This window comes from Halorubrum salipaludis, from assembly GCF_002286985.1.
Classification (GTDB): Archaea; Halobacteriota; Halobacteria; order Halobacteriales; family Haloferacaceae; genus Halorubrum; species Halorubrum salipaludis.
The window spans coordinates 537,657-563,750 of the sequence record NZ_NSKC01000001.1; the positions used below are offsets into that span (position 1 = coordinate 537,657).

At 70.7% G+C, this 26,094-nt stretch carries 26 protein-coding genes and 1 tRNA gene; 15 read left to right on the forward strand and 12 right to left on the reverse strand.

Annotation, left to right across the window (positions count from 1 at the left end):
- Window positions 1–11: 11 nt before the first annotated feature.
- Window positions 12–85: transfer RNA gene (locus tag CK500_RS02440), tRNA-Phe, on the forward strand.
- Window positions 86–371: 286 nt separating this feature from the next.
- Here CK500_RS02440 and CK500_RS02445 read toward each other — a convergent pair.
- Window positions 372–1,454 (reverse strand): ICP22 family protein, encoded by a 1,083-nt coding sequence (locus tag CK500_RS02445; RefSeq protein ID WP_095635658.1) that lies wholly within the window; start codon window positions 1,452–1,454, stop codon window positions 372–374.
- A gap of 309 nt (window positions 1,455–1,763) precedes the next feature.
- Between CK500_RS02445 and CK500_RS02450 the strand changes: the two genes are divergently transcribed.
- On the forward strand, window positions 1,764–2,255 hold the full coding sequence (locus tag CK500_RS02450) for a DoxX family protein (RefSeq protein ID WP_095635659.1): 492 nt from the start codon (window positions 1,764–1,766) through the stop codon (window positions 2,253–2,255).
- On the opposite strand, the gene CK500_RS02455 is transcribed toward CK500_RS02450, so the two are convergent.
- Window positions 2,213–2,524 (reverse strand): zinc ribbon domain-containing protein, encoded by a 312-nt coding sequence (locus CK500_RS02455; RefSeq protein ID WP_095635660.1) that lies wholly within the window; start codon window positions 2,522–2,524, stop codon window positions 2,213–2,215. The genes CK500_RS02450 and CK500_RS02455 overlap by 43 nt on opposite strands.
- Window positions 2,525–2,614: 90 nt before the next feature.
- On the reverse strand, window positions 2,615–3,130 hold the full coding sequence (locus tag CK500_RS02460; protein ID WP_095635661.1) for a hypothetical protein: 516 nt from the start codon (window positions 3,128–3,130) through the stop codon (window positions 2,615–2,617).
- A gap of 230 nt (window positions 3,131–3,360) precedes the next feature.
- Here CK500_RS02460 and CK500_RS02465 point away from each other — a divergent pair, with 230 nt between their 5' ends.
- A complete protein-coding gene (locus CK500_RS02465) occupies window positions 3,361–3,555 on the forward strand; it encodes a cold-shock protein (protein WP_004048101.1) in 195 nt (64 codons plus the stop codon).
- Between the two features lie 225 nt (window positions 3,556–3,780).
- Here CK500_RS02465 and CK500_RS02470 read toward each other — a convergent pair whose 3' ends face one another.
- Window positions 3,781–4,095 (reverse strand): 2Fe-2S iron-sulfur cluster-binding protein, encoded by a 315-nt coding sequence (locus CK500_RS02470; RefSeq protein ID WP_095635662.1) that lies wholly within the window; start codon window positions 4,093–4,095, stop codon window positions 3,781–3,783.
- A 144-nt stretch (window positions 4,096–4,239) separates the two neighbouring features.
- On the opposite strand from CK500_RS02470, the gene CK500_RS02475 reads away from it, so the two are divergent.
- The 4 genes from CK500_RS02475 (at window position 4,240) to CK500_RS02490 (ending at window position 7,622) form a co-directional block, all read left to right on the forward strand.
- Window positions 4,240–5,394 carry a DUF7093 family protein gene (locus CK500_RS02475; protein WP_095635663.1) on the forward strand — a complete coding sequence of 385 codons (1,155 nt, stop codon included), beginning with the start codon at window positions 4,240–4,242 and terminating at the stop codon, window positions 5,392–5,394.
- Between the two features lie 138 nt (window positions 5,395–5,532).
- Window positions 5,533–5,916, forward strand: coding sequence for a DUF5611 family protein (locus CK500_RS02480; RefSeq protein ID WP_095635664.1), 384 nt, complete (start codon window positions 5,533–5,535; stop codon window positions 5,914–5,916).
- A gap of 151 nt (window positions 5,917–6,067) precedes the next feature.
- Window positions 6,068–6,523 carry a universal stress protein gene (locus CK500_RS02485; protein WP_095635665.1) on the forward strand — a complete coding sequence of 152 codons (456 nt, stop codon included), beginning with the start codon at window positions 6,068–6,070 and terminating at the stop codon, window positions 6,521–6,523.
- A gap of 118 nt (window positions 6,524–6,641) precedes the next feature.
- Window positions 6,642–7,622, forward strand: coding sequence for an ROK family protein (locus tag CK500_RS02490; protein ID WP_095635666.1), 981 nt, complete (start codon window positions 6,642–6,644; stop codon window positions 7,620–7,622).
- Window positions 7,623–7,661: 39 nt separating this feature from the next.
- Here CK500_RS02490 and CK500_RS02495 read toward each other — a convergent pair whose 3' ends face one another.
- Window positions 7,662–8,672, reverse strand: coding sequence for a PrsW family intramembrane metalloprotease (locus tag CK500_RS02495; RefSeq protein ID WP_095635667.1), 1,011 nt, complete (start codon window positions 8,670–8,672; stop codon window positions 7,662–7,664).
- A 145-nt stretch (window positions 8,673–8,817) separates the two neighbouring features.
- Between CK500_RS02495 and CK500_RS02500 the strand changes: the two genes are divergently transcribed.
- The 3 genes from CK500_RS02500 (at window position 8,818) to CK500_RS02510 (ending at window position 14,907) form a co-directional block, all read left to right on the forward strand.
- Window positions 8,818–9,258, forward strand: a complete 441-nt coding sequence (locus CK500_RS02500) for a DUF7532 family protein (RefSeq protein ID WP_095635668.1) — start codon at window positions 8,818–8,820, stop codon at window positions 9,256–9,258.
- Window positions 9,255–10,718, forward strand: a complete 1,464-nt coding sequence (locus tag CK500_RS02505) for a DUF402 domain-containing protein (protein WP_095635669.1) — start codon at window positions 9,255–9,257, stop codon at window positions 10,716–10,718. The genes CK500_RS02500 and CK500_RS02505 overlap by 4 nt, the downstream gene beginning before the upstream one ends.
- Before the next feature lie 196 nt (window positions 10,719–10,914).
- Entirely contained in the window at window positions 10,915–14,907 is a 3,993-nt protein-coding gene (locus CK500_RS02510) for a glycoside hydrolase family 97 catalytic domain-containing protein (protein ID WP_394338249.1), read from the forward strand.
- 30 nt (window positions 14,908–14,937) lie between these two features.
- Here the strand turns inward: CK500_RS02510 and CK500_RS02515 are convergent, their stop codons facing one another.
- From CK500_RS02515 to CK500_RS02525, 3 genes are all read right to left on the reverse strand, one after another.
- Window positions 14,938–15,273 carry a NifU family protein gene (locus CK500_RS02515; RefSeq protein WP_095635671.1) on the reverse strand — a complete coding sequence of 112 codons (336 nt, stop codon included), beginning with the start codon at window positions 15,271–15,273 and terminating at the stop codon, window positions 14,938–14,940.
- 101 nt (window positions 15,274–15,374) lie between these two features.
- Window positions 15,375–15,701, reverse strand: coding sequence for a hypothetical protein (locus tag CK500_RS02520; RefSeq protein ID WP_095635672.1), 327 nt, complete (start codon window positions 15,699–15,701; stop codon window positions 15,375–15,377).
- A 167-nt stretch (window positions 15,702–15,868) separates the two neighbouring features.
- Window positions 15,869–16,474 (reverse strand): 2Fe-2S iron-sulfur cluster-binding protein, encoded by a 606-nt coding sequence (locus CK500_RS02525; RefSeq protein WP_095635673.1) that lies wholly within the window; start codon window positions 16,472–16,474, stop codon window positions 15,869–15,871.
- Window positions 16,475–16,718: 244 nt separating this feature from the next.
- Here CK500_RS02525 and CK500_RS02530 point away from each other — a divergent pair, with 244 nt between their 5' ends.
- A complete protein-coding gene (locus tag CK500_RS02530) occupies window positions 16,719–17,201 on the forward strand; it encodes an RNA-binding protein (RefSeq protein WP_095635674.1) in 483 nt (160 codons plus the stop codon).
- Between the two features lie 88 nt (window positions 17,202–17,289).
- Here CK500_RS02530 and glmM read toward each other — a convergent pair whose 3' ends face one another.
- The 3 genes from glmM to CK500_RS02545 form a co-directional block, all read right to left on the reverse strand.
- On the reverse strand, window positions 17,290–18,624 hold the full coding sequence (gene glmM, locus CK500_RS02535; RefSeq protein WP_095635675.1) for a phosphoglucosamine mutase: 1,335 nt from the start codon (window positions 18,622–18,624) through the stop codon (window positions 17,290–17,292).
- A 120-nt stretch (window positions 18,625–18,744) separates the two neighbouring features.
- Entirely contained in the window at window positions 18,745–18,957 is a 213-nt protein-coding gene (locus tag CK500_RS02540) for a hypothetical protein (protein ID WP_095635676.1), read from the reverse strand.
- Window positions 18,958–19,091: 134 nt separating this feature from the next.
- The gene (locus CK500_RS02545; RefSeq protein WP_095635677.1) at window positions 19,092–20,036 is read right to left on the reverse strand and encodes a hypothetical protein; all 945 of its coding nucleotides are present in this window, start codon (window positions 20,034–20,036) and stop codon (window positions 19,092–19,094) included.
- A gap of 155 nt (window positions 20,037–20,191) precedes the next feature.
- Between CK500_RS02545 and CK500_RS02550 the strand changes: the two genes are divergently transcribed.
- Complete coding sequence (locus CK500_RS02550) at window positions 20,192–22,246, forward strand: glycoside hydrolase family 15 protein (RefSeq protein ID WP_233138649.1); 2,055 nt, start codon at window positions 20,192–20,194, stop codon at window positions 22,244–22,246.
- A 65-nt stretch (window positions 22,247–22,311) separates the two neighbouring features.
- On the opposite strand, the gene CK500_RS02555 is transcribed toward CK500_RS02550, so the two are convergent.
- The gene (locus CK500_RS02555) at window positions 22,312–22,512 is read right to left on the reverse strand and encodes a hypothetical protein (protein WP_095635678.1); all 201 of its coding nucleotides are present in this window, start codon (window positions 22,510–22,512) and stop codon (window positions 22,312–22,314) included.
- A 94-nt stretch (window positions 22,513–22,606) separates the two neighbouring features.
- On the opposite strand from CK500_RS02555, the gene CK500_RS02560 reads away from it, so the two are divergent.
- From CK500_RS02560 to CK500_RS02570, 3 genes are read left to right on the forward strand one after another with little or no spacing between them, the layout of a single operon-like run.
- On the forward strand, window positions 22,607–23,617 hold the full coding sequence (locus CK500_RS02560; RefSeq protein WP_095635679.1) for a Gfo/Idh/MocA family protein: 1,011 nt from the start codon (window positions 22,607–22,609) through the stop codon (window positions 23,615–23,617).
- A complete protein-coding gene (locus tag CK500_RS02565; protein ID WP_095635680.1) occupies window positions 23,614–24,621 on the forward strand; it encodes an NAD-dependent epimerase/dehydratase family protein in 1,008 nt (335 codons plus the stop codon). Before CK500_RS02560 ends, CK500_RS02565 begins: the two co-directional genes overlap by 4 nt.
- Window positions 24,622–26,091, forward strand: a complete 1,470-nt coding sequence (locus tag CK500_RS02570; protein ID WP_233138651.1) for a flippase — start codon at window positions 24,622–24,624, stop codon at window positions 26,089–26,091.
- Window positions 26,092–26,094: the final 3 nt, after the last annotated feature.

Sequence of the window (26,094 nt, forward strand, 5' to 3'; positions counted from 1 at the left end):
TCAGATTGCGAGCCGCCTTAGCTCAGACTGGGAGAGCACTCGACTGAAGATCGAGCTGTCCCCCGTTCAAATCGGGGAGGCGGCATGGCTTTTTGACACGGTTTAGATTCGGGAGTTTCGACTGAAGATCGAGCTGTCCCCCGTCCCCGCGAGCGCGGCGAGCGGGGGCTCGGAAGACGAGCGCAGCGAAGTCTTCCGGCGTTCAAATCGGGGAGGCGGCATATTCTGAACCCGCGAGCGCAGCGAGCGGGTAAAGAAACGACGCCGAGCCGATTTGAGCACGGAAGTCGCAGCGCGCGAACGAAGTGAGCGCGACCGTCTTCCGGCGTTCAAATCGGGGAGGCAGCATCGGTAGACGCGGACAGCCCGACCTAGTTTTCGGACACCACGGGACAGTTGACGCGTGCCGCGCCGGACGCGAGGATCGCCGCGTCGAGCGCCGAGTCGAGGTCGGAGACGGAGTCGAAGTCGGCGTTGTCGTAGATGTTCACGTCCCACAGCGGCGAGTACGCCGCGTCGCTCGGCACCGTCGAGGTGACGTTGTGGGTCTGGTCGTTGCCCGCCTCGGTCGCGAACCCGGACTGCGGACCGCCGCCCTCTTGGCCGGGGTTCGTGTTGAACGAGACGTAGATCGGGGAGAGCGGGACCTCGCCGTCGGAGGGTTCCAGCGCCCGCTCCTCGAAGAGGAAGTAGTAGACGATCTCGCCGTCGTACCACCCCTCGACGAGGTCGGCGGCGCTCTCGTCGGCGCCGTGGCGTCGTTCAGCCGTCGACCCGTCGGGGACGACGGGACAGTTCTTGATCGTGTCGGTGGCCTCGACCTCGAAGTCGCCGCCGAGGACGCCCTCGACGCCGGTCACCGTGTTGGCAACGTACTCGTCCGAGACGGTCACCCTGTGGACGTGCCAGAAGTCGTTGTAGCCGTCGTCGCCGGGAACGACGCCGACGACGTTCCGCTGTCCCTCGACGGGGTCGCCGTTCTCGCGGACGAACGCGTAGATCGGTGCCGGGGCGGTCGGCTGAACGTCGAAGTCGTAGTACCGGACGCGCTGCCCGTCGGGGCCGAACCCGTCGACGAGGAAGCGCTCGTCGAAGTCGACGGGGTCGCCGGCAGCCGGCAGGTCGTTGTCCGAACCCCGGACGTGGAGGGTGCCGGCGGCCTCGCTGAATCGGTCGATGGTCGTGCGGGGAGCCTCGTCGGGGTCGGTCGGCTCCGCTTCCATCCCCTCGCCTTCCATCCCGCCGTCCGACTCCTCCTCCATTCCGCCGTCGGATTCGTTCTCCATCCCGCCGTCCGACTCGCCTTCCATCCCGCCGTCCGACTCCTCCTCCATCCCGCCGTCGGATTCGTCGCCGGAGTCGCCACCGAGACAGCCGGCCAACCCCATCAGGGCCGCACTGCCGCCGGCAGTCAGGACGCGTCGTCGCGTTTCGTCGGTCAATTGTTTCGACATCACTAACGGACACGTGAGACCGTCTAAAGGCAATTTTTCAACATCCGATCGTGGTTCGCCGAAAGTCCGTTCAAATTTCGTCCGTGATTCGTTGCGACTTCGGGTCGCCGGTGCCCGAGGTGCCTCGTTCGAATCGGGGAGACGGGCCTTCGACGCCGCCCCCCGTTCGAAGTCGAGTCGCGTTCGACGGCGACCCGCGTTCGACGGCGATCCGCTTTCGATGGCGACGACCGGTGATCGAGTCGACCGTCGCGATCCGCGCCGAGAGCGGGAGGAACGCTCATTAGCCGGCCGTCGCTATCCACGCGGGTGAGCGACGACGGAGACGACCTCGACGACCCCGACGACGGACCGCTCGCCCGGCGGAAGCGCCCGCTTCGCTACGCGATGAGCGCGGCGTACGTGACCGCGGGGATCGCACATTTCCTGGCCCCGAAGGCGTTCGCACGGGTTGTCCCGCCCGGGCTTCCGAGACCGCGCGCCCTCGTCTACCTCTCCGGGATCGCGGAGATCGGGCTGGGGCTCGGCGTCGCCTGCGATCGGACGCGGCGCGGGTCGGCGTGGGGGATCATGGCCCTGCTCGGCGCGGTCTTCCCCGCGAACGTGTACATGGCGACCGACGACGTGGCGGCCGAGTTCGCCCCGGACCGCCTCTCGGGCGTCGCCCGCGCGGCGGCGTGGGCGCGGCTCCCGCTACAGGGCGTGCTGCTGCTGTGGGCGTGGTGGTACACCCGGCCCGACGCGGTCGACGACGAGGGTCACCCGCCGGGCGGGAGCGGCGACGCGCAGCGGCGGCAGTAGTCGAACGCGGCGTCGTTGTCGGCCCCGCAGTGCGGGCACGGCGTCGAGGTCGCTCCGTCTCCGTCGCCGTCGCCGCCCTCGGTCGGATCCCGGTGGACCCGATCGTACTCCTCGTCTTTCGTGTACCGCTCCAGCTCGCCGGATCGGCGCTTGCGGTGGCGCTCGCGCGCCTCGCCGACGACGTCGCGGAGCACGCGGATCCCGACGCCGAGGGCGACGAGCAGGAGCGTGCCCGTGATCGCGACGTAGAGGATCCCGAGATCGACCATACGACCCGTACGGACCGCAGCGGGAGATATTGTGGGGTGATCGCACGCCACAAGATCAGTGGTGAAAGCGGTGAAAAGCGGTAGAAGCGCTCAGTACCGCAGCGTGGCGTCGAGGATGCCCGCCGTCTGCCCGGCGCCGACGACCGCGAGCGCGACCGCGGTCCACGCCGCCGAGGGCGCCAGCGCGACGCCGACCGCGCCGGCGACGCAGCAGCCGGCGCCGAGGTCGTAGATCCGCGTCCCCGACTCGACGCGGCCCCGAGTGGCGACGAATCCGGCGGCCGGGAGGAGCGCCCAGCCGTACAGCGAGACCGCGAGCAGGGCCGTCGGCGGGACGTCCAGCGATCCGCCGAGCGCGAGGAACCCCGCGACGCCCGCGAGCGTCACGGGCGTGCCCGCGGCGATGACGAGCTTCCACGTCCGGAGCACGCCGCTCGCCATCTCGCGCCGCGAGGCGGCGACGAACGCGACCAGCAGGACGCTCATGACGACGTGCGCGACAAACAGCGCGTGCGTCGAGACGGCGCCGAGCGCGGTCGCGGCGGCGACGAGCCACGCCGCCGGCACGAGCAGGGCCGGCCCGTTCTCGCGGAGGGGTCGGAGCACGACCGAGCGGTTCGGCGCGACGGGGGATAAGCGTCGGGGCGACCGAATCTCGGTGTCGGCGCGTTTTCGGCGCGGAACCGCCGGATCGGTCGGGCTCTCCGCGCGAGCCCGCGTGTACGGTCACCGATCGTCTCGATAGTCGCTAGAAACAGGAACGATTGTCCGGATACACTCGTGGTAACTGTACACTCGCAATCCTTATCTTCCGAGGGGGCGTCCGTTAGGATGCAATGGCGACCGGAAAGGTTGATTTCTTCAACGACACTGGCGGCTACGGATTTATTGAGACTGACGACGCTGACGACGACGTGTTCTTCCACATGGAAGACGTCGAAGGGCCGGACCTCGAAGAGGGCCAGGAGCTCGAGTTCGACATCGAGTCCTCGCCCAAGGGGCCGCGCGCGTCCAACGTCGTTCGGCAGTAAGCCGATCCGATACGGTGGGTCGGTCCGGCTGACGCCGAACGCGACTCTGACACGCGACAACGAGACTTCTGCCCGCCCCCGGATTCACGTCCGACGCGGGTTCTTATTACGACACTGAGCGTCGCTGCCGCCGATCCCGACGGAACGGAAGGATCGGTGGCGCGCGGCGACAAGCGGTAGCGCCGGCCCGCTTCGGATTGGACAATGAGCGGCGTAACGGCCGACTCAGACGTGCTGTCCGAACAGCCCGCGTCCCTTCGTCACCTCGACGTCTCCCTCGACGCGGACTTGGCAGGCGAGGCGCACGTCGTGGCTCGGGTGGTGCGGCGGGGCCCAGAGACGGAGCTTCTCCTTTTTGCCGGGTTCGCTGACCTCGCCGTCGACCTGGACGGCGCAGGACCCACACGACCCCGCCCCCCGGCAGTTGAGCTGCTTCATCTTGCCGTTGTACACGGAGAGGCCGGCCTCTTTGAGCACGTCGCGGAGGATCGCCCCTTCCTCGCACTCGATCTCCTCGCCTTGGTAGGATACGGTCGGCATGGACGATCGAGTGGTACGCGAGCGAACCACAAAGAATCGTCGGGAGCGGCGACGGGAGGGTAGCGACCCGCCTCGGCTCCCGTCTGCCGGGCGTCGGACGCCGGACGGGGCGTTTTTTACCCTCGGAACCGCAGGTGAAGCGTAATGGGACTCAGGTGTCTGCTCGGGCACGATTTCGACGAGCCCGAACTACGGCGCGAGCGCGAGGAGGACGGGAACGAGGTCGTCACCACCGTCACCGAGGTGAAGACCTGCGCTCGCTGCGGCGAGACGCAGGTGGTCAGCGAGAACACCGAGGTCACGACGATGGAGCAGCTGACCGACGAGGCCGCCGCCGCCGGCGACGAGCCGACGGCGCCCGACACCGGCCCCGAGCGCGAGACGCCCGGACCCGGCGTCGGTGAGGGCGGCTCCGACGGCGTCGAAGTCGGACCCGACGCGGGGACCGCGGCCGCGGTCGGGCTCGACGACGGAGACGGAATCGGCGACGACGGGGACGATATCGACGACGCCGTGATCATCGACGACGACGTCGGGGGCGCCGACGAGGCGCCCGGCGGTTCCGCGCCCGGGTCGGCCGACGCCGAGCCCGCGGCGACGGAAGCGGACCTCGACGCGGGCGCGTCCGCCGAGGGCGACGACGCGGAGCTGATCGGCGGCGGTCCGTCGGCCGACGACGCCGGGGACCGAGAGGGCGACCGTGGCGACGGCGACGGCCTCGAACGCGACGAGGGCGAGTACGCGGCCTACCCGGAGGCCGAGACCGCGGACGCGCCCGCCGACGAGGAGCGCGCGGAGACCGACGACGGCGTGATCCTCGACGAGGAGGGAGACGACGCGGACGACCGCGAGCGCGGCGCGTGGCCCGACGTGGACGAGTCGGACGAGGGCGACGGCGAGGCGACCCCGTGGCCCGAACACGGCGGCGAGGACGAGGGGTTCAGCGCCGAGGTCGGCGAGGGCGGCGCGGGCGACGTGGAGTTCGGCGGCGGGCTCACGCCGGAGGCGGCCGACGCGCCGGCAGACGACGAGGACGCGGAGTACGTCGAGGCGCCGGCGCGGACGGCGGGCGGGTCCGGCGGGATCGACGACCCGGAGGAGACCGGCGGGGCGGTCGACGAGGGGACCGGAATCACCCGCGGCGAGAGCCCCGATCTCGAGACGTCGAGCTCGGAGGTGACGACGGAGTACTACTGTCCCGAGTGCGAGATGACCCGCGCCGCCGACGGTAACTCCATGCGCGCCGGCGACATCTGTCCCGAGTGCAAGCGCGGCTACGTCGACGAGCGACCGCTCTGAGCGCGGACCCCGCGAGTTCTCCCGTCCCCGAGCGCCCCTCCCCGAGCGCCCGTCGACCGGTTCGCTCGATCCCCCGGCGAACCGGGCGAAGACCCCGTGACGAAACTGGTTTACGGCCCCCTGTCGAACGAACGCGGCATGAAGGAGTACAAGATGCGCCGCGGCGAGCATCTGGACGACCGCATGCCGGACCTGAAAGGCTCCATCGAGGAGTACTTCGGCGAGGTCACCGGCACCGAAGAGTGGGAGGGCCACGAACTGTACGTCGTCGAGGACCCGGACAACCCCGTGTTCGACCGCATCGTCGCCGGCGCGGCCGAGTACGGCAGCAAGAAGGACAAGCTCGCGGTCCACTTCGAGGAGCGCCCCGCCGAGGACGTGATCGCGGAGGGGAACGCTGACGCCGCCGCCGACGCGGTCGACGCGAAAAACGAGTTCCTCTTGGAGGCGACCGGCCGCGACGCGAAGTCCCGCCGCGACTCGCTGAAGCGCGAAGTCGAGGACGACGCGCCCGACTACTGAGGGGAGACGCCCGGTTTTCGGCGATTTTCGACGCCTCGCGAGCCGCGGCTCCGCCGATCGGGCGAGTGTCAGGATCGATCGGTGAGAAAGTTTATTCGGAATCGAGTAAATTGTTCGGAGGTTTTAAGCCGTCGAGGGGACAAGGAGAGGTATGAGCATCGAGACAGTCGTGTTGGCGGTCGGAACAGAAGACGAAGAGCGGGCCGAGCGGCTCGCGGAGGAGGCCATCGCGGTGGCCGAGCCCGCGGGCGCGGAGATCGTGTTGACCCACGTGTTCAGCGACGAGGAGTTCGAGGGGGTCAAGTCCCGGTTGGGTATCGAGGAGACGAGCGAGAAGTCGACTCCCGACGCCGTCGCCGAGCGGCACACGACCACGCGGGAGCTCTCGATGGCGCTCGACGAGGCCGGCGTGTCGCACACGATCCGCGGCGCGGTCGGCGACCACGCCGACGAGGTCGTCGAGGCGGCGTCGGCGGTCGACGCGGATCGGGTCGTCGTCGGCGGACGCCGCCGGTCGCCGACCGGGAAGGCCGTCTTCGGGAGCGTCGCCCAGGAGGTCATCCTCTCGTCGCCGTGTCCGGTGACGTTCGTGCGTTCGGCGTCGTAGTCGGGGAATCGTCTTTTCGAGGCGTGAAGCGCACGTCAGCGATATGGGAAGCGGTCCCCCGCGGCGCGTGTCCTCCGAAGCGTCCCGCTTAAGTGACACCGGTCCGCGCGTTTATCCGATGTACTACGTGGGCGTCGACCTCGGAGCGACGAACGTCCGAGCGGTCGTCGGCGACGAGACCGCGACCATTCTCGGGTCCGACTCGCGAGGGACCCCGCGCGGCCCGAACGGGATCGCGGTCACCGAGGCCGTCCTCGGCGTGGTCCGGGGCGCGTGCGATGCCGCCGGGATCGACCCGACCGCAGCCGTCGCGGCCGGGATCGGGTCGATCGGTCCGCTCGACCTCGCGGCCGGCGTCGTGCAGGGGCCGGCGAACCTCCCGGACACCGTCGAGCGGATCCCCCTCGTCGGGCCGGTGTCGCAGCTGTTGGAGACCGACGAGGTCCACCTCCACAACGACACCATCGCGGGCGTCATCGGCGAGCGGTTCCACTCCGAGCGCAACCCCGACGACATGGTGTATCTCACCATCTCCTCGGGGATCGGCGCGGGCGTCGCCGTCGACGGCAACGTGCTCTCGGGCTGGGACGGCAACGCCGGGGAGGTCGGACACATGACCGTCGACCCGCACGGGTTCATGACCTGCGGCTGCGGGCTCGACGGCCACTGGGAGGGGTACTGCTCGGGGAACAACATCCCGAAGTACGCGCGCGAGCTCCACGAGGAGGACCCGATCGAGACCTCGCTGCCGATCGAGGACCCCGACTTCTCCGCGGTCGACGTGTTCGAGGCGGCCGGCGAGGACACCTTCGCCGACCACGTGATCGAGCAGGTCGCCCACTGGAACGCGATGGGCGTCGCCAACGTCATCCACGCGTACGCCCCGCTGGTCGTGACGATCGGCGGCGCGGTCGCGCTCAACAACCCCGATCGGGTGCTCGACCCGATCCGCGAGAAGCTCGCGGACATGGTGTTCATCAACGTCCCCGAGGTGCGCCTCACCGAGCTCGGCGACGAGGTGGTGGTGAAGGGGGCGCTCGCGAGCGCGCTCACCGGCGGCACGGGCGACCGGTCGCGGGTGGAGTCGCCCCCGGGGTGAGCGGGGGAGTCGGAAGCGACGGATCAGCAGCGACCCCGATCAGTCCTCGAACTCGGTCATTTCGGGCTCGAACTCCGGATCGATCGCGTCGCGCGTCTCGACGTACGCGTCCCGGTACCGGCGGAGCTTCCGCACGAGGACGTACCCGAACGCCCCCTGGAAGAGGAGCACGAAGACGAACAGGGAGACGACCTGCGGCAGCCCGGTCGCCAGCGAGAGCACCGTGGTGACCGGGCCGACGAGCGAGTTGTACAGCGCGTGGATCGCGGCGGCGATGACGAGCCCCTTCACGACGATCGGCCCGCGGTGCTCCGGGTTGAACTTGGCGAGCCCGAGGTAGTACCCCGCGAACGCGGAGTAGATGACGTGGCCCGGCCCGGCGAGCGCCCGGAGCGCGGCGATCCCGTCTCCCGCCCCCAGCACGGCGACGCCGAGCGTCAGCTCTCCGAGCTCGACGTTCTGTGCGATGTACACCAGGTTCTCGATGACGACGAAGCCGAGCCCGGCGATGGCGCCGTACACGGCCCCGTCGATGACGGCGTCGAACCGGGCGTCGGTGTACGCGTACAGCCGCACCGCGAGCAGCTTCACCGACTCCTCGACGGGGCCGACGATCAGGAAGAAGAAGAGCACGAGGCCGGGGAAGCCGAGCGGGTTGAAGAAGGGTTGGAGCTCGCTGTTGAGGACCGCCGCGAACGTCGCGGTCAGGATCGACAGCAGGAACGTCGCCACCAGGAGCGAGAGCGGCTCCCCGGTCGTCACGTCGGACACGTACACGTACGCGGCGAGCCCGAGCGCCGGGACCGCGGAGAGCCCGACGAGCATCGCGACCGCCGGGTCGAAGACGAGCCCGAGCCCGAACGAGCCGAGGATCGCGAGGAGCCCTAAGAGTGCGACGAACACGACGAGCGCCTTCGCCGACCGGGTGATGAGCCAGTGGAGCGCGACGGAGAGCCCGTCGAGGGAGGTTCGCTCCTCCCACGTGGCGATGTCGTAGAGGTCGCGGTCGTCGTCGGCGCGCGACTCGACCGGGTCCGACCGAGATGGCATGCCCCGAGGTTCGGACCGGGGGGACTTAAGCCGTGGCGGGAGTCGGGGCCAGGGCGGTCGCGAGCGCCCGGTCGCGATCGCACGGTCGCGTTGCCCCGACGCGACGACCCGACAGGATTGAAACCGCGGCGACCGAAGGGGCGGTATGCACTTCGATTCACGGACCCAGCGGGCCCTCCGCGAGGCGGGCCTCGACGCGGACGCGATCGCGTCCGCGTCCGACCGGGTCACCGAGCTCGTCGACGAGGACGCCGACCGGCTCCGGGCGTTCTTCGCGCCGGACGGACCCTACTACTCCGACATGGAGATGGCCCACAGCACCGCCGAGACGCAGGAGCACGCGACCGCCGACGTCGACCTGTTCACCCACGGGAGCGACCTCCGCGGCTACCTCTCGCTCGACGGGTGGGGCGTCCCGGTCGAGGGCGGGCGGGTGTTGCGGACGGCGGAGGCGGGAGGCGACGACGCGGTAGGGGGAGACAGCAAGGAGGACGGCGGCGACGAGATGCCCGTCCTCATCGAACTCTCGCTCGGCGCGACCGTCCACGACCGCGTCCGGTTCGCGCGCGATCGCGACGAGCTATGAAGGCCCGCGTACGCGGCATCTACGCGACGGCGCTCACCGAAGTCCTGCTCGACGCGGGCCACGAGGTCGTCGACGCCTCGCCGCCGATCCGACGGCGCTTCGACGCCGAGTTCGGAAGCGACCCGCCGGACGCGCGGATCGCGACGACAGAGGACCGGCAGGGTGTCGGCGCGCACGGCGACCCCGAGGCGGTGGCGGCCCTCCGCGACCTCCTGACCGGTGCGGGGCTCGACGCGCTGGCGTGGGCCGATCCGACCCCGCCCGGAACCGTCCTCGACGGCGAGGTGACCGAGACGCTCGGCGGCGGGGCGGCCGTGCGGCTTCGCGTCGGCGGGAGCGAAAGCGGCGACGGCGCCGGAGAGACCGCCGAGGGATACCTCCCGTACGGGAGCGTCGACGACCGGGTCGAGACGGGCGATTCGGTCCGGGTGCAGGTCCGCGAGTCCGCGGCGCCGTGGACGGACCGCCGCCCGGAGCTGGACGGGTCGCTCCGGGCGGGCGGCGGGCTCGTCGCGCTCGAACCCGGCTCGGGCACCCGCGTCGACGTGCGGAACGACGAGGCCGCCCGGGAGCTGTCGGGGATGCTCGACCTGCTCGGGTTGGAGCCGCCGGACGGGTGGCGCGCCGTCTGGAAGCCGCCCGCGGTCGACGCGGACACCGAGGCGCTCGAGGCCGGGCTCGACCGGGCGGTCGCGGCCGCGGAGGGGCTCGACGACGCCGTCGACGCGGCGGGCGGCGCCGGCGTCCTCGACGGCTCGGACCTCGTCCGCGAGGCGCCGCTGGCGACCCCGAACGCCGGCGTCTGGGTGTGGTTCGGGCGCGAGAGCCGGTTCGCGCTCGACGACCGGCGCCGCGAGGTGGCCGCGACGATGCCGGGCCACCACCGCGTGAAGGCGGGGTCGGCGGACGCGTCCGCGGGCGTCGACCTCGCTGAGGCGCTCTGCGAGCCCGACCCGGACGCCGCGTTCCCGTTCGGGGTCGTGACGGACGCGTTCGGGCCGGCCGAGGGCGACGCGCTCCGCCTCGAACACGGCAAGCCAGACGGGCGGCTGATCACGCTCGGCGAGGCGACGGTGACCGCGGTCGACGCCGACGGGTCGGTGACGGTCGAACGGGAGATGACCGGCGGCGGCACCTACGACGGGCTGGACGTGCCCCGTGAGGCCGGCGACGTCGCCGAGACGAGCCTGAAGGAGGGCCGGTGGTGGTACCCGACCACGTACCGCGGGCGCGACGGGGCGGTGCGCGGGACCTACGTCAACGTCTGCACTCCGGTCGAGGTGTTCCCGAACGCCGCCCGCTACGTGGACCTCCACGTCGACGTGGTGAAGCGCCCGGACGGGAGCGTCGAGCGCGTCGACGACGACGAGCTGCGAGAGGCGGAGGCGGCCGGCGAGGTGCCGGAACCGCTCGCGGAGAAGGCGCGGAGCGTGGCGTCGGCGCTGGAGAACGCGCTGTAGGCGGCCGACGCGTCGGCGGCGGACACGGCGGAGACGGACGCGTCGAAGCCAGACGCACGGTAGGGCCGCTACGTCGAAGACGGAGACCGCGTCGCGAGCGGCCCCGGTACGCGATTTCGACTCGATCGTTTCGAAATCCAATCACATCAGATCCTTACAATAACATTATTGTTCACCGTATTCACGTGTCGGTAGGATGCGTGAGAAAGAATCACAGCAAACGTTTGGCGAATCGACGCGGCGAGGGTTCCTCGGGGGCGTGGGGGCGCTCGTGGCCGCGGCCGCCTACTCGCGGGACGTGTCGGCCGACGACGCGGCGCGGGTCGCAAACGGGGACGACGACCCGGTTCAGACCGTCTCGTCGCCGGACGGGTCGATCGCGGTGACGGTCGACGTCGCCGACGGGATCCCGACCTACGAGGTCGCCCGCGGCGGGACGACCTACGTCGAGCCGTCGGCGCTCGGGTTCGACTTCCGGAACCAGCCGGCGTTCGGGGCGTCGGCGGCCGGCGGCGGGGAGGGGGAGGGAGACGTTCCCCTGACCGTCACCGGCACCGAGCGCGAGACGGCGACCGAGGCGTGGGAGCCCGTCTGGGGCGCGTTCGACGAGGTGTCCGCGGCGTACGAACAGCTCAGCGTCGGGCTCGCGGAAGCGGGCGGTGAGGGTGAGTCCGGCGGCGAGAGCGAGACGGAGACCGACGGGCGTAGCGCCACCCTCCAGATCCGCGTCTTCGACGACGGGATCGGGCTGCGGGTCGTCCTCGGTGAGGGGTTCGCGAGCAACCAGGATCGGGCGGTGATCGAGGCGGAGAACACGGGCGTGGCGTTCGCGGACGACTACGACGCGTGGTGGATCGCGAACGAGGTGACCAACCCGCGGTTCGAACAGGAGTACGCGGAGACGCCCCTCTCGGAGATACCGGGCGGGACCCGAGAGACGCGGCCGACCGGGACGCCGATCCGGACGGGCGCGCACACGCCCCTCACCGTCGACGCCAGCGGCGACGGCGACGGCGCGTACCTGAGCGTCCACGAGGCGAACCTCGACGACTACGCCGCGGCGACGCTCGCCCCCCGCGGCGGCGACGGCGGGACCGCCTTCGGTACCGAGCTCACTCCCCTTCCCGACGGGACGAAGGCGTCGCTGGAACTGCCGGCGACCACGCCGTGGCGGACGATCCAGCTCGTCGACCGGCCGGGCGAGCTGATCGAGTCGCAGCTCGTCCCCCTGCTCTCCGACCCCCTCGACGAGTCGGCGCTGCCGGCGGTGGGGGGCGAGGCGGACACGAGCTGGATCGAGCCCCGGAAGTACGTCGGCATCTGGTGGACGATGATCGCCGGGTCGGCCAACTGGGAGTACAGGTCGGACGACGCGATCGCGGGCGAGGGGGGCAATCCGGCGGCCTACACCCACGGCGCCCGGACCGAGCGGATGAAGCGGTACATGCGGTTCGCGAGCGAGAACGGCATCGACAGCGTGCTCGTCGAGGGGTGGAACGAGGGGTGGGACACCTACCCCGGCGACGGGAGCGGGTTCGGGTTCGGCGTCGGCGACTCGTACCCGGACTTCGACGTACCCGAGGTGACCGGCTTCGGCGCCGCCCTGTCCGACCCGGTCGAGATGACGATCCACAACGAGACCGCCGGGAACCTCCCGCAGTACGAGTCCGCGGTCGTCGACGAGGACGTGTTCGCGGGGTACGAGAGCCAGGGGATCGGCTCGATCAAGAACGGCTACGTCTCCGACCCCGGGCTCGGGATCGACGGCGACGGCGCCGAGCCGACCCACAACCAGCACAACCAGCTCGCGGTGAACCACCACCGGCTGGTGATCCGCGAGGCCGCCGCGAACCGCCAGCTGCTGGAGATCCACGAGGGGATCAAGCCGACCGGCGAGATCCGCACCTACCCGAACGTGGCCAACCGCGAGGTGGTGAAGGCCCAGGAGTACGACGGGTTCGGCCAGCTCGGGTCGAACGTCGGCCGCGACCACCACGTCACGCTTCCGTTCACGCGAAACCTCGCGGGGCCGGTGAGCTTCCAGCCGGGCATCTTCGACATCACCTTCGGCGACGACCGCGGCGACCAGGTCCAGACGACCCGCGCGAAGCAGCTCGCGATGTACCCGACCTACCTCAGCGGGCTCCAGATGGCCGCCGACCGCATCGAGGCGTACGTCGACGAGACGTTCGAGGTCGGCGAAGCGCTCCAGGCCGCTGCCGGCGAGCTCGACGGACTCGTCACCGACGACTCGTGGCGGAACGCGTTCGGGACCAACTTCGTCGCGGTCGACCCCAACCGCGCGCCGAGCGGGTCGTCGGTCTCCTTCACGGTCCGCGACGTGCCGGCGGCGGGGACCTACGACCTCCACCTCCGGTACGCGAGCGCCCCGGAGGAGAACGCGGGACGGGTGATCGGCGCGGGCGGCCCCCGCGCGACGCTGCGTGTCAACGACGGCAGCCGGACGATCGAGCCCGAGTTCACCGACTACTGGGACGACTGGGACGTGTTCACGACCGAGGTCGAGTTGACCGCGGGCGACAACGAGATTGCGATCGAACTCGACTACGCGGAGGACGAGAACGGGTTCACCGGTGACGTCGGCGGCTTCAACCTCAACGCGGTCGCGGTCACGGAGTCGGGCGAGCCCTCCCCGGTCCCGGCAGAGTACGAGGGGTACGAGCCCGACAGCGAGAACTTCGACGCCGAGCCGGAGTTCGGGTTCATCGAGTCGGTCCCGGCGGCCGGCTGGGACGAGACCCGCGTCGTCGGCTCCGCGATCGGCGAGTACCTCGCGATCGCGCGCCGATACGGCGACGAGTGGTACCTCGGGGTCATGACCGACGGCGACGGCCGGGCGGTCGACGTGCCGCTTGATTTCCTCGCGCCCGGGAACTCGGGCGGGAAGGGGAACCGAGACGGCGGAAACGGCAACGGGGGTGGGAAGGGACGCGGCAACGGCGACGGGCAGGGACGCGGAAACGGCAATGGGCGGGGACGCGGCGACGGAAACGCCGGCAACGGGAGGGGCCGAAACGGTCCGAAGTACGTCGCCGAGATCCACTCCGACGCGCTCGGCGCCGGCGTCGACGCTGACCCGACCGGGGTCCGCATCGACGAGGCGGTCGTCACGCCGAGTTCGACCCTGTTGGCGTCGCTGGCGCCGAGCGGCGGGACCGCGGTGAAACTGCGCCCGGCGCGGGGCCGCGAGATCAACCGGCTCCCGGAGTACGAGCGACCGGAACAGACGATCTCCGTGTCGATCGCCGACGAGGCCGACCTCGGGGAGTCGTTTATCACCGGGACCGGCTCCAACGACGCGCCCTTCGTCGGCGGGACCACGGTCGAGGTCGTCGTCGACGGCGAGGTCGCCGCGCTCGACAACGTCCGGCTCCCGCCGAACGCGACCGACGAGACGGTGGACCTCGGCTTCAACATCTCGCGGATCGGGACCTTCGACGTGGCGGTCCGCGAGGCTGACGGCGGCACCGAACTGGCGTCCGAGAGCGTGACGATCGCCCCCGGCGACCTCGTCTCGGAGCTCACCGATCCCGCCGGCGACGACCACGGCCCCGGCGAGTACGTCTACCCCACGAGTGGAGATTTCCAAGAGGGCGCGTTCGACCTGCGCTCGTTCCGGGTGCTGGAGACGGACGAGGAGTACCGATTCGCGTTCGAGGTCGAGAACCTGTACGACACGTTCGGCGGCGACTTCTCGCCGCACTACTTCCTCGTGTACCTGCGCGATCCCGAGGCGGACGGGGGACGGACGGACGCGCTCGACGACATCGGACTCACCGCCGAGTTCGCCGACCCGTGGCAGTACCGGATCGACGCGAGTGGGTTCGGGAGGGGGATCGCCGACGCCGACGGGGCGAGCCTCGGCACGCCGGAGGTGTTCGTCAGCTTCGAGTCGAACGTCGCGGTCCTCTCCGTTCCGAAGTCCGCGCTCGGCGGCGCGGACCTCTCCGACTGGGAGGTCCTCCCGGTCGTGGGCTCGGAGGACCGCGGCAGCCTCCGGCCGGTCGCGGTCGACGCGAAGAACTACGTCTTCGGCGGCGCCCGCGAGGGCGCGGCCGACAACGCCCCGCGGGTGATCGACCTGATCACACCCGACGGTGTCTCGCAGGCGGACGCGCTCGATTACGGCGCCGATACCCTCGCGACGCTCCCGTTCACGTCGCTGTAGGGGGAGGAGGGCGGGGTCGGCCCGCCGCGCTCAGAAGTGGTTCGCGGACTCGGTCTCGTGTTTCAGCTCCCCGCCGCGGCCGCCCTCGACGGTGGAGGCGCCCTGGTCGCCGGAGGAGGCGGTCCGCACCGTCACGTTCTCCACCTCGTCGAAGTCCATGATCAGGTCGCGGCGGATGTTGTCGGCGGTGATGTTCGAGATTCCGCAGCCGGAGCAGGTGCCGCCGAGCTCGACGACGACCTCGCCGGTCTCGGCGTCCGCCTCGCGCACGACGCTCGTGCCGCCGTGCATCTGGATGATCGGCATCTGTCCGACCATCCACTCCTCGACCCGGTCCGCGAGGCTTTCGTCGCTCTCGTCGCTCATTACCACGCCTTCGCGGCCGAACCTATGGAAGCTTGCGGTTTGCGAGCACGGCGAAAGCGAGAAAGGAACTGTGTCACCGTCGATCCTGCGGGAGAGACCGGTCACTCCTCGGGCGGATCCCGTCGGTCTCCGTCGTTCGGGAGCCGAGTGGGGTCCGCGGGGTCGTCGCCGTGCATCGAGTCGTCGCGTTCGAGGAGATAGAGGAGGGGCCCCAAGGCCGCGATCACGAGCACGCCGGGAATCGGCGCGTCGGGGACGAGGAGGACGGTGGTCGCGGCGACGCCGGACGTGACGAGGACGAAGGCGGCCCACAGGCCCGGCGATCCGAGGTCGACGCCGACCGCCTCGGCGTCGCGGTAGACGAGCGCGGCCGCGACCGCGGCGAGGGCCGCGGCGATCCCGGCGCCGAGGACCGTGGTGAGGGACATACCGATCGTTCGGTCGAGAGGCGAAAAAGGGTGTCGCGAGCGGACGGGAGAGTGCGTGAGACGGAAAGCGAATCGGAGGGATGGAAGAGAGAGGAAGAAAGGGAGAGAGGGGAGAGGGAGAAGAGGAAAGAGAAAAGCCCCGCGGACCGCGGCGGAGAGCGCGACGACTACGGCGCCTCGCCCGTCTCGATGGAGAACGAATCGCGGGGGTACGCGACGCAGGTCAGGGTGTAGCCGTCGTCGATCTCGGCCTCCTCGAGCATCTGCTGGTTGTCGTGCTCGACGTAGTCCTCCGAGGGGCCGTCCGTGATGTGGCCGGCACAGGAGACGCACTGGCCCTGACGGCAGGCGTACGGGAGGTCCCACCCCTCGTCTTCGCCCTGCTCTAAGATCGGCTGGTCGTTGGAGAGCTCGACGGTCTCGCCCTGCTTGACGAACTCGACCTCGAAGTACTCGACCTCGTCTTCGGGGATGTCGCCGGGACCGGAGCCGCCGGCCTCGCCGTCCTCCAGTTCGCCCCCTTCGCCCTCGGCGCCCCCGGCGGGGATCGCCCCGCCGCCACCGCCGCCGCCGATGGCGCGGTTCCCGGGCTCGGGGAACTCGGTCTCGGGGACCGCGGACGCCCGGCGTTCGAGCACCTCGTCCGAGATGTCGGTCGCGGGCTCCCACCCTGTCCCCTTCAGGCTGCTGACGAAAACGACCAGCAGCGTCGCGATCGCCCCGAGAACGATCGCGGGCGTGTTCGCGACGTTCGCAATGAGCGGGTTGAGCATACGAACGGATTAGAAGAGGTGGTTTAAGGCCGTTTTGATCGGTCCAACCGCGCGAGCGGGCTCGGCACCGGGATGTCGCCGGGGGGTCACCGGGGCGTCGACGGGGCGTCACCGGGCCGTCGCCGTGGCGTCACCGGGCCGTCGCCGTGGCGTCCGGACGTCTATCCCGGGCGTCTGGACGTCGATCCCGGGCGACCGCCGACGGAGCGGTCCATTTATCGGCCGAGCGGTCGACTTGACCCGCATGGAAGTGAAATCGCGGCACCACCTCCGGAGCGACGACATCGCGGCGATCCGCGAGGCGGTCGCCGACCACCTCGGCGTCGACATCGACGGGGACGCCTTCGAGCTCGTCGAGTTCGTGGACGCGGACGTCGAGCTCGTGTTAGTCGACGGCGAGCCGGCGGTCTTCTACGTCGACGACGACGAGCCGTTCCTCACCGTGCGGGGCGCGAACGACTACGAGCCGGAGACCGGCATCGTCACCGTCGACTCCGGCGCCATCTCGTTCGTCTCCGACGGTGCCGACGTGATGCGTCCCGGCATCGTCGAGGCCGACGCGGCGATCCGCGAGGGCGACCTCGTCGTGATCGCGGAGGAGACCCACGGGAAGGTGCTCGCGGTCGGCCGCGCGATGGTCGACGGCGACGAGATGGTCGGCGACAGCGGGAAGGTCGTCGAGTCGATCCACCACGTCGGCGACGAGCTGTACGAGTTCTCGGCGTGAACGCGGCCGAACGGGAGATTCGCTTATAAACGGGTGGGGGCATCGATCCGGCCGGGACACCGAAGGCGGCCGAACTGGAGGGACGGTTTTACTCCCCCTCGCTGTACGTCTCGACCAGTTCACAGGCGGACTCGAAGACGGCGTCCGCCCGCTCGGGGTCGCGTGCCTCGGCGGTGACCCGGATGCGAGGCTCCGTTCCGCTCGCGCGCACGAGGAACCACGCGTCTCCGAGATCGACCCGGACGCCGTCGAGGGTGTCGACGTCCTCGTAGTCGGCCTCGACGGCGTCGCCGATCCGCTCCATGACCGCCGCTTTCTCGCGAACCTCGAAGGTGGTTCTGCGGATTGGGTACCGCTCGATGTCGGCGACCTGCTCCGCGAGGGGCCCCGCGTCGGAAACGAGTTCGACCAGCTTCGCCGCCGCCAGCGGGCCGTCCGGACAGAGCGTGTCCTCGGGGAAGATCCACGCTCCGCTGGGCTCGCCGCCGAAGACGACGCCCTCCTCCGTGGTTCGCTCGGCGACGTACACGTCGCCGACGCGCGTCCGAACGACCTCCGCGCCGACTTCGGCGAGCGCGTCGGCCACGAGGAGGCTCGTGTCGACGGGGACGGCGACACGGTCCCCCGGACCGGCGGCGTCCCGGGCGAACAGCGCCAACAGGACGTCCCCCGGAACGAACTCCCCCTCGCCGGTGACGGCCATCATGCGGTCGGCGTCGCCGTCGTGGGCGATCCCGAGGTCGGCGTCGGTCGAGCCGACGGTCGCGGCGAGCGTCGAGCAGTTCTCCGCGGTCGGCTCGCTGGGTCGCCCCGGGAACCGCCCGTCCGGCTGGGCGTTGAGCGTCTCGACCGAACAGCCGATCGCCCCGAGCGCGTCGACGCTGACGCCCCCCGCCCCGTTGCCGAGGTCGACGACGACCGACGGCGGGTCCGCGACCTCGACCGCGTCGGCGATCGCCTCGGCGTGGGCCGCCCGCGCCTCCGTCCGCGTCGACCGCGTGCCGAGGGCGTCCCAGGGCTGCCGGTCGAAGTCGGCGGCCCGGATCCGCTCGACGAGGCGGTCCTGTCCGGACTGGTCGTACGCCTGTCCGGAGGGCTGCCACAGCTTGAGGCCGTTGTCCTGCGGGGGGTTGTGCGAGGCGGTCACCGCCACGCCGGCGTCGGCGTCCCACGTCGCGATCGCGCGGGCGACGGTCGGGGTCGAGGCGACGCCGACGTCGATCACGTCCGTCCCGCACTCGGTCAACCCCGCCGCCAGCGCGTCCACGAGCGTCGGGCCGCTGGTGCGCGCGTCCCGTCCGACGACGACCCGATCGGTCTCGCCCGCCAGCGCGCGCCCGACCGTCAGGGCGAGGTCGGCGTCGACCTCCTCGCCGACGCGCCCCCTGATACCGCTGGTTCCGAAGTACTCTCGCTCGGTCATCGTCCGCCAATGCGGAAGCGCCTCGTATAAATGGTCACCACCGATGCGTCCGAGAGGCGACGCCTCCAAGCGGCGGTCGCCCGGAGCCCGTCCGCGGCGGGCTCGGTCGCGCGACTCGTCTCACTCTCCGTCGGTCTGCATGTACCCGTACACGGCCGCGCCGGTGGCGACGGTCGCGGACCCGACTCCGAGGACGACCAACAACACCACCTCGTCCACCACGTCCGCGGCCGACAACACCATGAAGAGCGTCGAGGCGACGGCGACGCCGATCAGCAGGGCTCCGACGAGGGCACCCGCCCGGGAGAGGGACCTGATCCAGCGTCGGATCATCGTTATTTCTCCGGTTTCGATATGAATAGAATAAATACGACGGAATATGTCTCGCGATTTCGTGGGAAAGAAACCTGGATTTGGGGCCGAAAAGGCACTCACGGTGCCGATCCGCTCTTTCGTCTCGGGGTCGGTTACGCAGAGCGGCAGAACCGCCGCCAGAACGAGTGCGCGAACAGCTCGGCGGTCGTCCGGTCGCGAACGGCCCGGAGCCGGTCGGGGGTCGGCGTGGCGGTGCCGGCGAACGAGCGGAACGGCGCCGGCACGGCCCCGGGAAACGTCTGAACGAAGTCCGTCCACGCCACGCCGCCCGGCCAGCGTCCGGCCTTGAGCACCCTCGAATTGAGCAGGTCGGCTGTCGGTATCTCCCCCTCGACGAGGGCGGCGAACGCCTCGTCGTCGACGACGCCGAACCCGGACGGCGTCCGCGGGAGGGGCGCGTGCCAGTCGAGTTCCGGCAGCAGCGGCACGTCGTACTCCCGGGCGTACGCCCGGATCGGACGGGCGGTGTGTCGCCCGCGAGCCAGGGCGTTCAACGCGGCCGGATAGCCGGTCGTGTACCCGAGCGCGACGCCGAACGGCTCCCCCTCGACGCGTTCGAGGAAGCGACGGAGCCGCTCGTCGGGAAACCCGAGCCCCGGGAACAGCGGGTGAGCGGGCGCGACCCACGCGGCCTCCCGAGCGAGGGCACAGAGCTCGTCGAGCGAGCAGGCCCGCGCCGGCGGGCGGTCCTCGATTGGGAGTCCGCAGACCGTCACGTGGCTGTCGTCGGTCTCCACGGAGGTCTCGACCCCGTTGATGACCGCCCCGCGGCTGCCGCCCACCTCGAAGACGACGTGGGAGTCGAACCGATCGACCGCGCCGTCGCGGGCGGCGACGCGCTCGGCCAGGCGATCGAACCGGGCCGGGTCCGCCTGCCAGTGTTCGGTCCGAGTGAAGATCACGTCGAGGTTCGGCGGGGCGGCGCCGACCGTCGAGACGTAGTCCGCGTGATGGATCCCGTTGGTGTGTCCCCTGACCTCGCGTTCGGCCCGGTTCGAGTCCGCCGTGTGAGTGTGGTGACAGAGGATCGTCGGCACGGCTGTGCTCCCGTTCTCTCACGTTGCGACGGGGGTGGACATAACCCTACCCCTAGCGGAACGCCCTTAGCGGAACGCTTTTTGAGCGGTTGCGCGTTGAGGCCGGTGATGACACTTCGGCGTGGACGGGGGGCCTCCCGTCCGGAGAGACGGCGATGACGGGGCCGAACGGGTCGTTCTCTCTCCGTCCGAGCGACAAAGACGCCATCGTGAGTGCGCCGTTCGGCGGCGGTCGAAACGTGCTCGCGGCGGTCAACAAGTATCCCGGGGCCGGCTACCGGGGGTGGAACGGGACGCTGATCGAGGAGGTGTCGGCGTTTCGACTCGACGTCGAGCAGCTGTACGACATCCACGTGCTGTTGAGCCGGACCGATTCGGGGACCGTCCTCGACGTACGGAACGACGCCGTCGCGAGCACCGCCGGTTACGGCTCGAGCCGCGTTCCGGAGATCGAGATCCGCAACGAGTTCCGATTCCCCGACGGCGAGGCGGCGATCCTCGACCAGCGGGTGCTCGTCAGCCCGACCGCCCCGGCGCTTTTGATCGACAACCGTGCCCGCTTCGCGGACGAACGGGGCCACTCCCTCTTCACGCTCGCCAGCCTCGGCATGGACGACCCCCGGACCGGCGACGACGTCGAGGAAGCGGTCCGCCGACACGAGGACGGCTACGACTTCGTCGTCGCGCACGACGGGGCCCGGTACCTGGCGATCGCTCAGCGCAACCCCGAGACCGGGCAGACCACCTTCGACGGCCAGCGGATCGGCCTCCAAGGCGTCGACTCCGGCCCCGACCGCAGCGCGTGGCAGGACCTCTACGTCGACGGCGACGGGAGCCTCACCGAGACGACCCGCCGCGAGGGGAAGGTCGACGCCGCGATCGGGCTCCACGCGGGGGCCGACACCGACGTCCGGTGGACGACCGGCATCGGCTTCGGCGGGAGCGAGCGGGAGGCGATCGACAACGTCCGCTGGCCGTTGGACGCCGGGTACGAGCGTGAACGGACCACGTTCGAGGCGTTCTGGGAGTCGTGGCACGAGACCCTCTCGAGTTCGCCCCCCGCGGACGCGACCGCCCGGGAGCTGTACGAGCTCTCCGTGACGAGCCTGAAGTGCGCACAGGACCGCCGCGGCGGCATCATCGCCGGGGCGTTCAAGCCGGAGCACTTCTCGTACCGCTACATCTGGCCGCGGGACCTCGTGATCATGATACAGGCGCTCGCCGCGGTCGGAGCGACGCCCGAGGCCCGCCGCGCGCTCGACTGGCTCGACCACGTCCAGATCGACGACCACGCGACCGACGAGCGGGGGACCGACCGCTACGGCACGTGGTGGCAGAACTACTACGCGGACGGGAGCGACCACTGGCGGGAGCTCCAGCTCGACCAGGTCGGGGGGCCGATCTACGCCCACTGGCTCCTCTACGAGGAGACCGGAGACGACGCGCTCTTGGAGGCGCACTACCCCATGAGCCGCCGGGCGGCCGACTTCCTCCTCTCGTGGGACGACGGCGGCTTCCCGAAGCGTCACCAGGACCCGTGGGAGGAGATCTGGGGCCACACCACCGAGGGCTCGGCGGCGGCGATCGCCGGCCTCCGATCGATGGCCGAGCTCGCCGAGGCGGCCGGCGACGACGCGTACGCCGAGCGCTGTCGCGAGCGCGCCGACGCGTGGGCGAGCAACTTCCGAGCGTACTGCTTCGAGGAAGACGGGCTGTTGGGCGCCCACTACGTCACGGCGAGCGACCCCGAGTACGCGGACTCCCCGGCGGCGGACCGCCGCCCGGACGGGGCCGTTTTCATGGCGTACTGGCCGTGGAACGTCGTTGCGGCCGACGACGAGACGATGCGCTCGACGCTCGAGCACGCCGACGGCCCGCCCTGGCGGGCCAAACGGACCCCGTGTCTGGGGCGGTACCCCGGCGACGACTACACGCCGACCGGCGTCGACGAGGACGGCGGCTGGCCCATCTGCGAGGCGTACGCCGACGTGGTCCGCTGGCAGGGCGGTCACGACCCGGACGCCGTCGCCGACTACCTCCACCACCACGCCCCCGAGTGGGCGACGAGCGCGAACCTGCTCCCCGAGCGCGTCGACGGGGCGGGTCGGTCGCGCTGGAACGCCAACCTGCTCTGGAGCCAAGCGGCCTACGTGCTGCTCGCCGAGAGCCTCCGGCGCGGCGAGCCGTACGGGATGGCGCCCGGCAAGTGAGCGCAGGCGACGACGGGTCAGCCGAGGCAGGTGGGCGCGGGCGGCGAGGCGGCCGAGGCCGACCGCTATCGCGCCCGCCGGGCGAACAGCCGCGACACGATGCGGTCGCTCCCGAGCGCGCAGAGGACCCGGCCGGCGAGCGACCCGAGCCACTCGTAGCGCTCGAAGCCGCTCCCCGTCCGGGACTGCTGGGCGACGACGGCGTTCCACTCGCCCCGTTTCACCTCGGCTATCGACCGGTGGACCGACGTCGCGAGCTCGGTCATCGACCGTCTTGTCCGCGAGCGGGACCCTAACTCTATGGGTCGCGTCGCGGGACGCGCTAGGTGGATTTATCCCGAGACGGACGAGTGAGACCGTATGAGCAGACTTGCCGTCGGGGTGGTCGGAGCCGGCTGGATGGCCACCGACTACCACGTGCCGGCGTTCGCTTCTCACCCGCGGACGCGGGTCGTCGCCTTCGCCGAGCGGGACGACGACCGCCGATCGACCGTCGAAGGAGAGCTCTCGATACCGGGGTACGACGGCGTCACCGCGATGCTCGAAGCACACGATCTCGACGTCGTGACCATCTGTACGCCGCCCAGCACCCACGAAGAGATATTCGTCGCCGCCGTCGAGGCCGGCTGCCACGTCCTCTGTGAGAAGCCGCTTGCCCTGAGCGCCGAGAGCGCGCGGCGGATGGTCGCGGCGGCCGACGAGGCCGGCGTCGTCACGCAGGTGGGGTACCTCCACCGCTACTACCGGAACTACGAACGGGCCCTGGAGATTCTGTCGAACGATCTCCTCGGCGACGTCGTCGAGGTCACCGTCGCCCATCACTCCGCGTCCCCCTCGCAGGGCTGGTACTACGACCCCGCGCTCTCCGGCGGCGGCGTCGCCCGCGACCTGTTCCCGCACACCCTCGATTTCCTCCTCGAGCTGTTCGACGAGCCGCCCGCGGTGACCGACGCGAGCGTCCGCCACCTCCGGGACCGCGCCGTCGAGGACGCCGCCCGCGCTTCGCTCGCGTTCGGCGACGTCCCGGTCGATCTCTCGGCGTCGTGGACGCAGACCGAGGGCGTGAGCCGCGTGCTCGTGGTCGGCACCGAGGGGTGGCTGGAGCTCGACGCCGAGAGCCTCAGCGGCGACGTTCACGGCCGCCCGTTCGAGTTCCAGCGGGGGGAGCTCCCGCTCGTCGACCTCGGCGTCGCGACCCTCTATCCCGCCAGCGACGAGGACGCGCACACCGCGCGGATCCACGACTTCGCCGACCACGCGGCGGCGGGCGACCGCGACACGTCGGCGCCGGCGAACCGCGGCGTCGCGGTCGCGAAGGTCATCGACGCGGTGTACGACCGGAGCGGGGTCGACCGGGAGGTGAAGCGATGAGAGTCCTCGTGACCGGCGCGACGGGGTTCATCGGCCTGAACCTGCTCGCGGCGCTGGACGGCACCGACCACGATCCGGTCGCGATGGTCCGCCCGGCCGCGTCGACCGCTCGGCTTCCCGACGGCGTCGACACAGTCGAGGGAGACCTCTCTGATCCCGACTCGCTGGCCGCCGCCATGGCGGGGGGCGAGGGGGGTGGCGACGAGGCCGACGGGGGGGACAAGGCCGACGACGCCGACCGGGGAGACGGGGGCGGCGGGACCGACGGCGTCGACGCCGTCGTCCACCTCGCCGCCGCCGTCTACGACGCCGCCGCGATGGCGCACACTAACGCCGCGGGCACCGAACGGCTCGTCGAAGCGGCCGGCGAGGCCGGAATCGACCGGTTCGTCTTCCTCAGCACGATCGGGGCGCACCCGGAGGTTCCGGCGGACGCCGACTCGACGTACCAGCAGTCGAAGGTCGCCTCCGAGGGGCTGCTGTTCGGCCGGGACCACCCCTTCGAGGTGTCCGCCGTCTACCCGACCTACATCTTCGGGCCGCGCGACTACCGGCTGACGCGGTACGAACACGTCCGGCCCGTCGCGGCCAACCGCGTGCTCGTCCCGCCGCTGTACACCGACGCGAAGTACAACGTGGTCCACGTCGACGACGTCACCGGGACCGTCGTCGCGTGTCTCGACGGGGACGCGAGCGGGCGACAGCTCGTGACCGGGCCGAACCTCACGAACAGGCAGGTGCTCCGGTGTATCGCGCGCCACGCGCCGGGGAACTGTCGCGTGGTGTCCGTCCCCTACGGCGTGATCCGGTGGGGGGTCAAGCCCGCGATGGACCTCCTGCACCGGGTCGGGGTTTCCCCGGTCCCGGGCGACGGGTTCCTCGAACGGGGGGACTTCGGGACCGTCGATCCCGACCTCGCGGAGCGGGCCCCGGTCGACCAGCGGTCGTGGGAGGACGCGATCGGCGAGACGATCGAGTGGTACGAACGGGTGGGTATCCTGTAGATGCGCGGCCGGGGTCCACGGGGGACGCTGGCGCCGCCGCCGCTGCGGCGCACGATGAACCTCGCGCGGGCGAGCTCGCTCCTGTTCGGCGTCGAACTGGTGAACACGGCGATCGGGTTCTTCGGGACGGTGTACTTCGCCCGCGAGCTCGGCGCGACGCTGCTCGGGATCTTCTTCCTCTTCGAGGCGACGCTGTACACGATGGCCACGGTCGTCGACTTCGGGCTGCGCGGGGCCGTCGAGAAGCGGATCAGCGCCGGGGACGACCCGAGCCGGATGTTCGGCGCGGCGCTCGCCTTGAAGCTCCTGCTGATCGCCGTCGTGTCGGTCATTGTCCTCGCGATCCGGGACCCGCTGACGGCGTACATCGGGACCGACCTCACGTGGGAGCTGATCGGCGTCGTGATCGCGTTCGAGCTGTCGATGCTCGTCATTCACGTCCTGCAGGGGGAGCTGCGGGTGGCCCAGACCGCGGTCCTCCACTTCCTGCGCAGCCTCACGTTCGTGACGGTCGCGGTCGCGCTCCTCCAGTACGGGTACGGCGTCAGGGCGCTCGTCTACGCGCTGCTGGTCAGCTACACCGTCCTGCTCGTCGGCGCGAGCCTCCGCGTGTCGACGCCGATCGCCCGGCCCGGCCGCCGCCACCTCCGGTCGCTCTACGACTACGCGAAGTTCAACGGGATCTGGGGGCTCGGCGGGCACGTCTACAACTGGATGGACGTCATCGTCATCGGCTTCTTCCTCTCGCAGGCCGCCGTGGGCGCCTACGAGCTGGCGTGGCGGCTGACGACGACGGCGATCATGTTCAGCACCGTCTTCGCGCGCGTCCTCTTCCCGCAGCTCTCGGCGTGGCAGGCGGACGGAGCGGTCGAGCGGGTCCGGGACCTCGTCTCGGACGCGATGACGGTGTCGCTGCTGCTGATCGTCCCCTCGGTGGTTGGGGTCGCCGTCATCGGCCGGGAGATCCTCGGGGTCATCTTCGGCGCCGAGTACGCGATCGCGGCCGCCGCCTTCCTCGTGCTCATGATCGAGAAGCTCCCGCAGGCGGTGAACCTCGTCTTCGACAAGGCGATACAGGCGTTCGACCGGCCCAAGTACGGCGCCATCGCCACGGTCGTCTCGCTGTCGATGAACATCGGACTGAACGTCCTCCTCGTCCCGCGGTACGGGCTCGTCGGTGCGGCCGCCGCGACGTTGCTGTCGGTGGTCGTCAACACCGCGATACTCGGCTACTACCTCCGTCGGCTCACCACCGTCCGCTTCCCCGCTCGCGACGTGGGCTGGCTGGTCGCCGCCGCGCTCGCGATGGGCGCCGCGCTTGTCGCGCTCGTGCGGACGATAGCGGTCGACACGCCGGTCACGCTCGCGGCCGCGGTGGCGTTCTCCGCGGTCGTCTACGGCGCCGGCGTCCTCGCCTCCCCGTCGCTCCGGGCGAAGATCGTCGAGAACGTTCGGAACGTCAGGGAGTGAAGC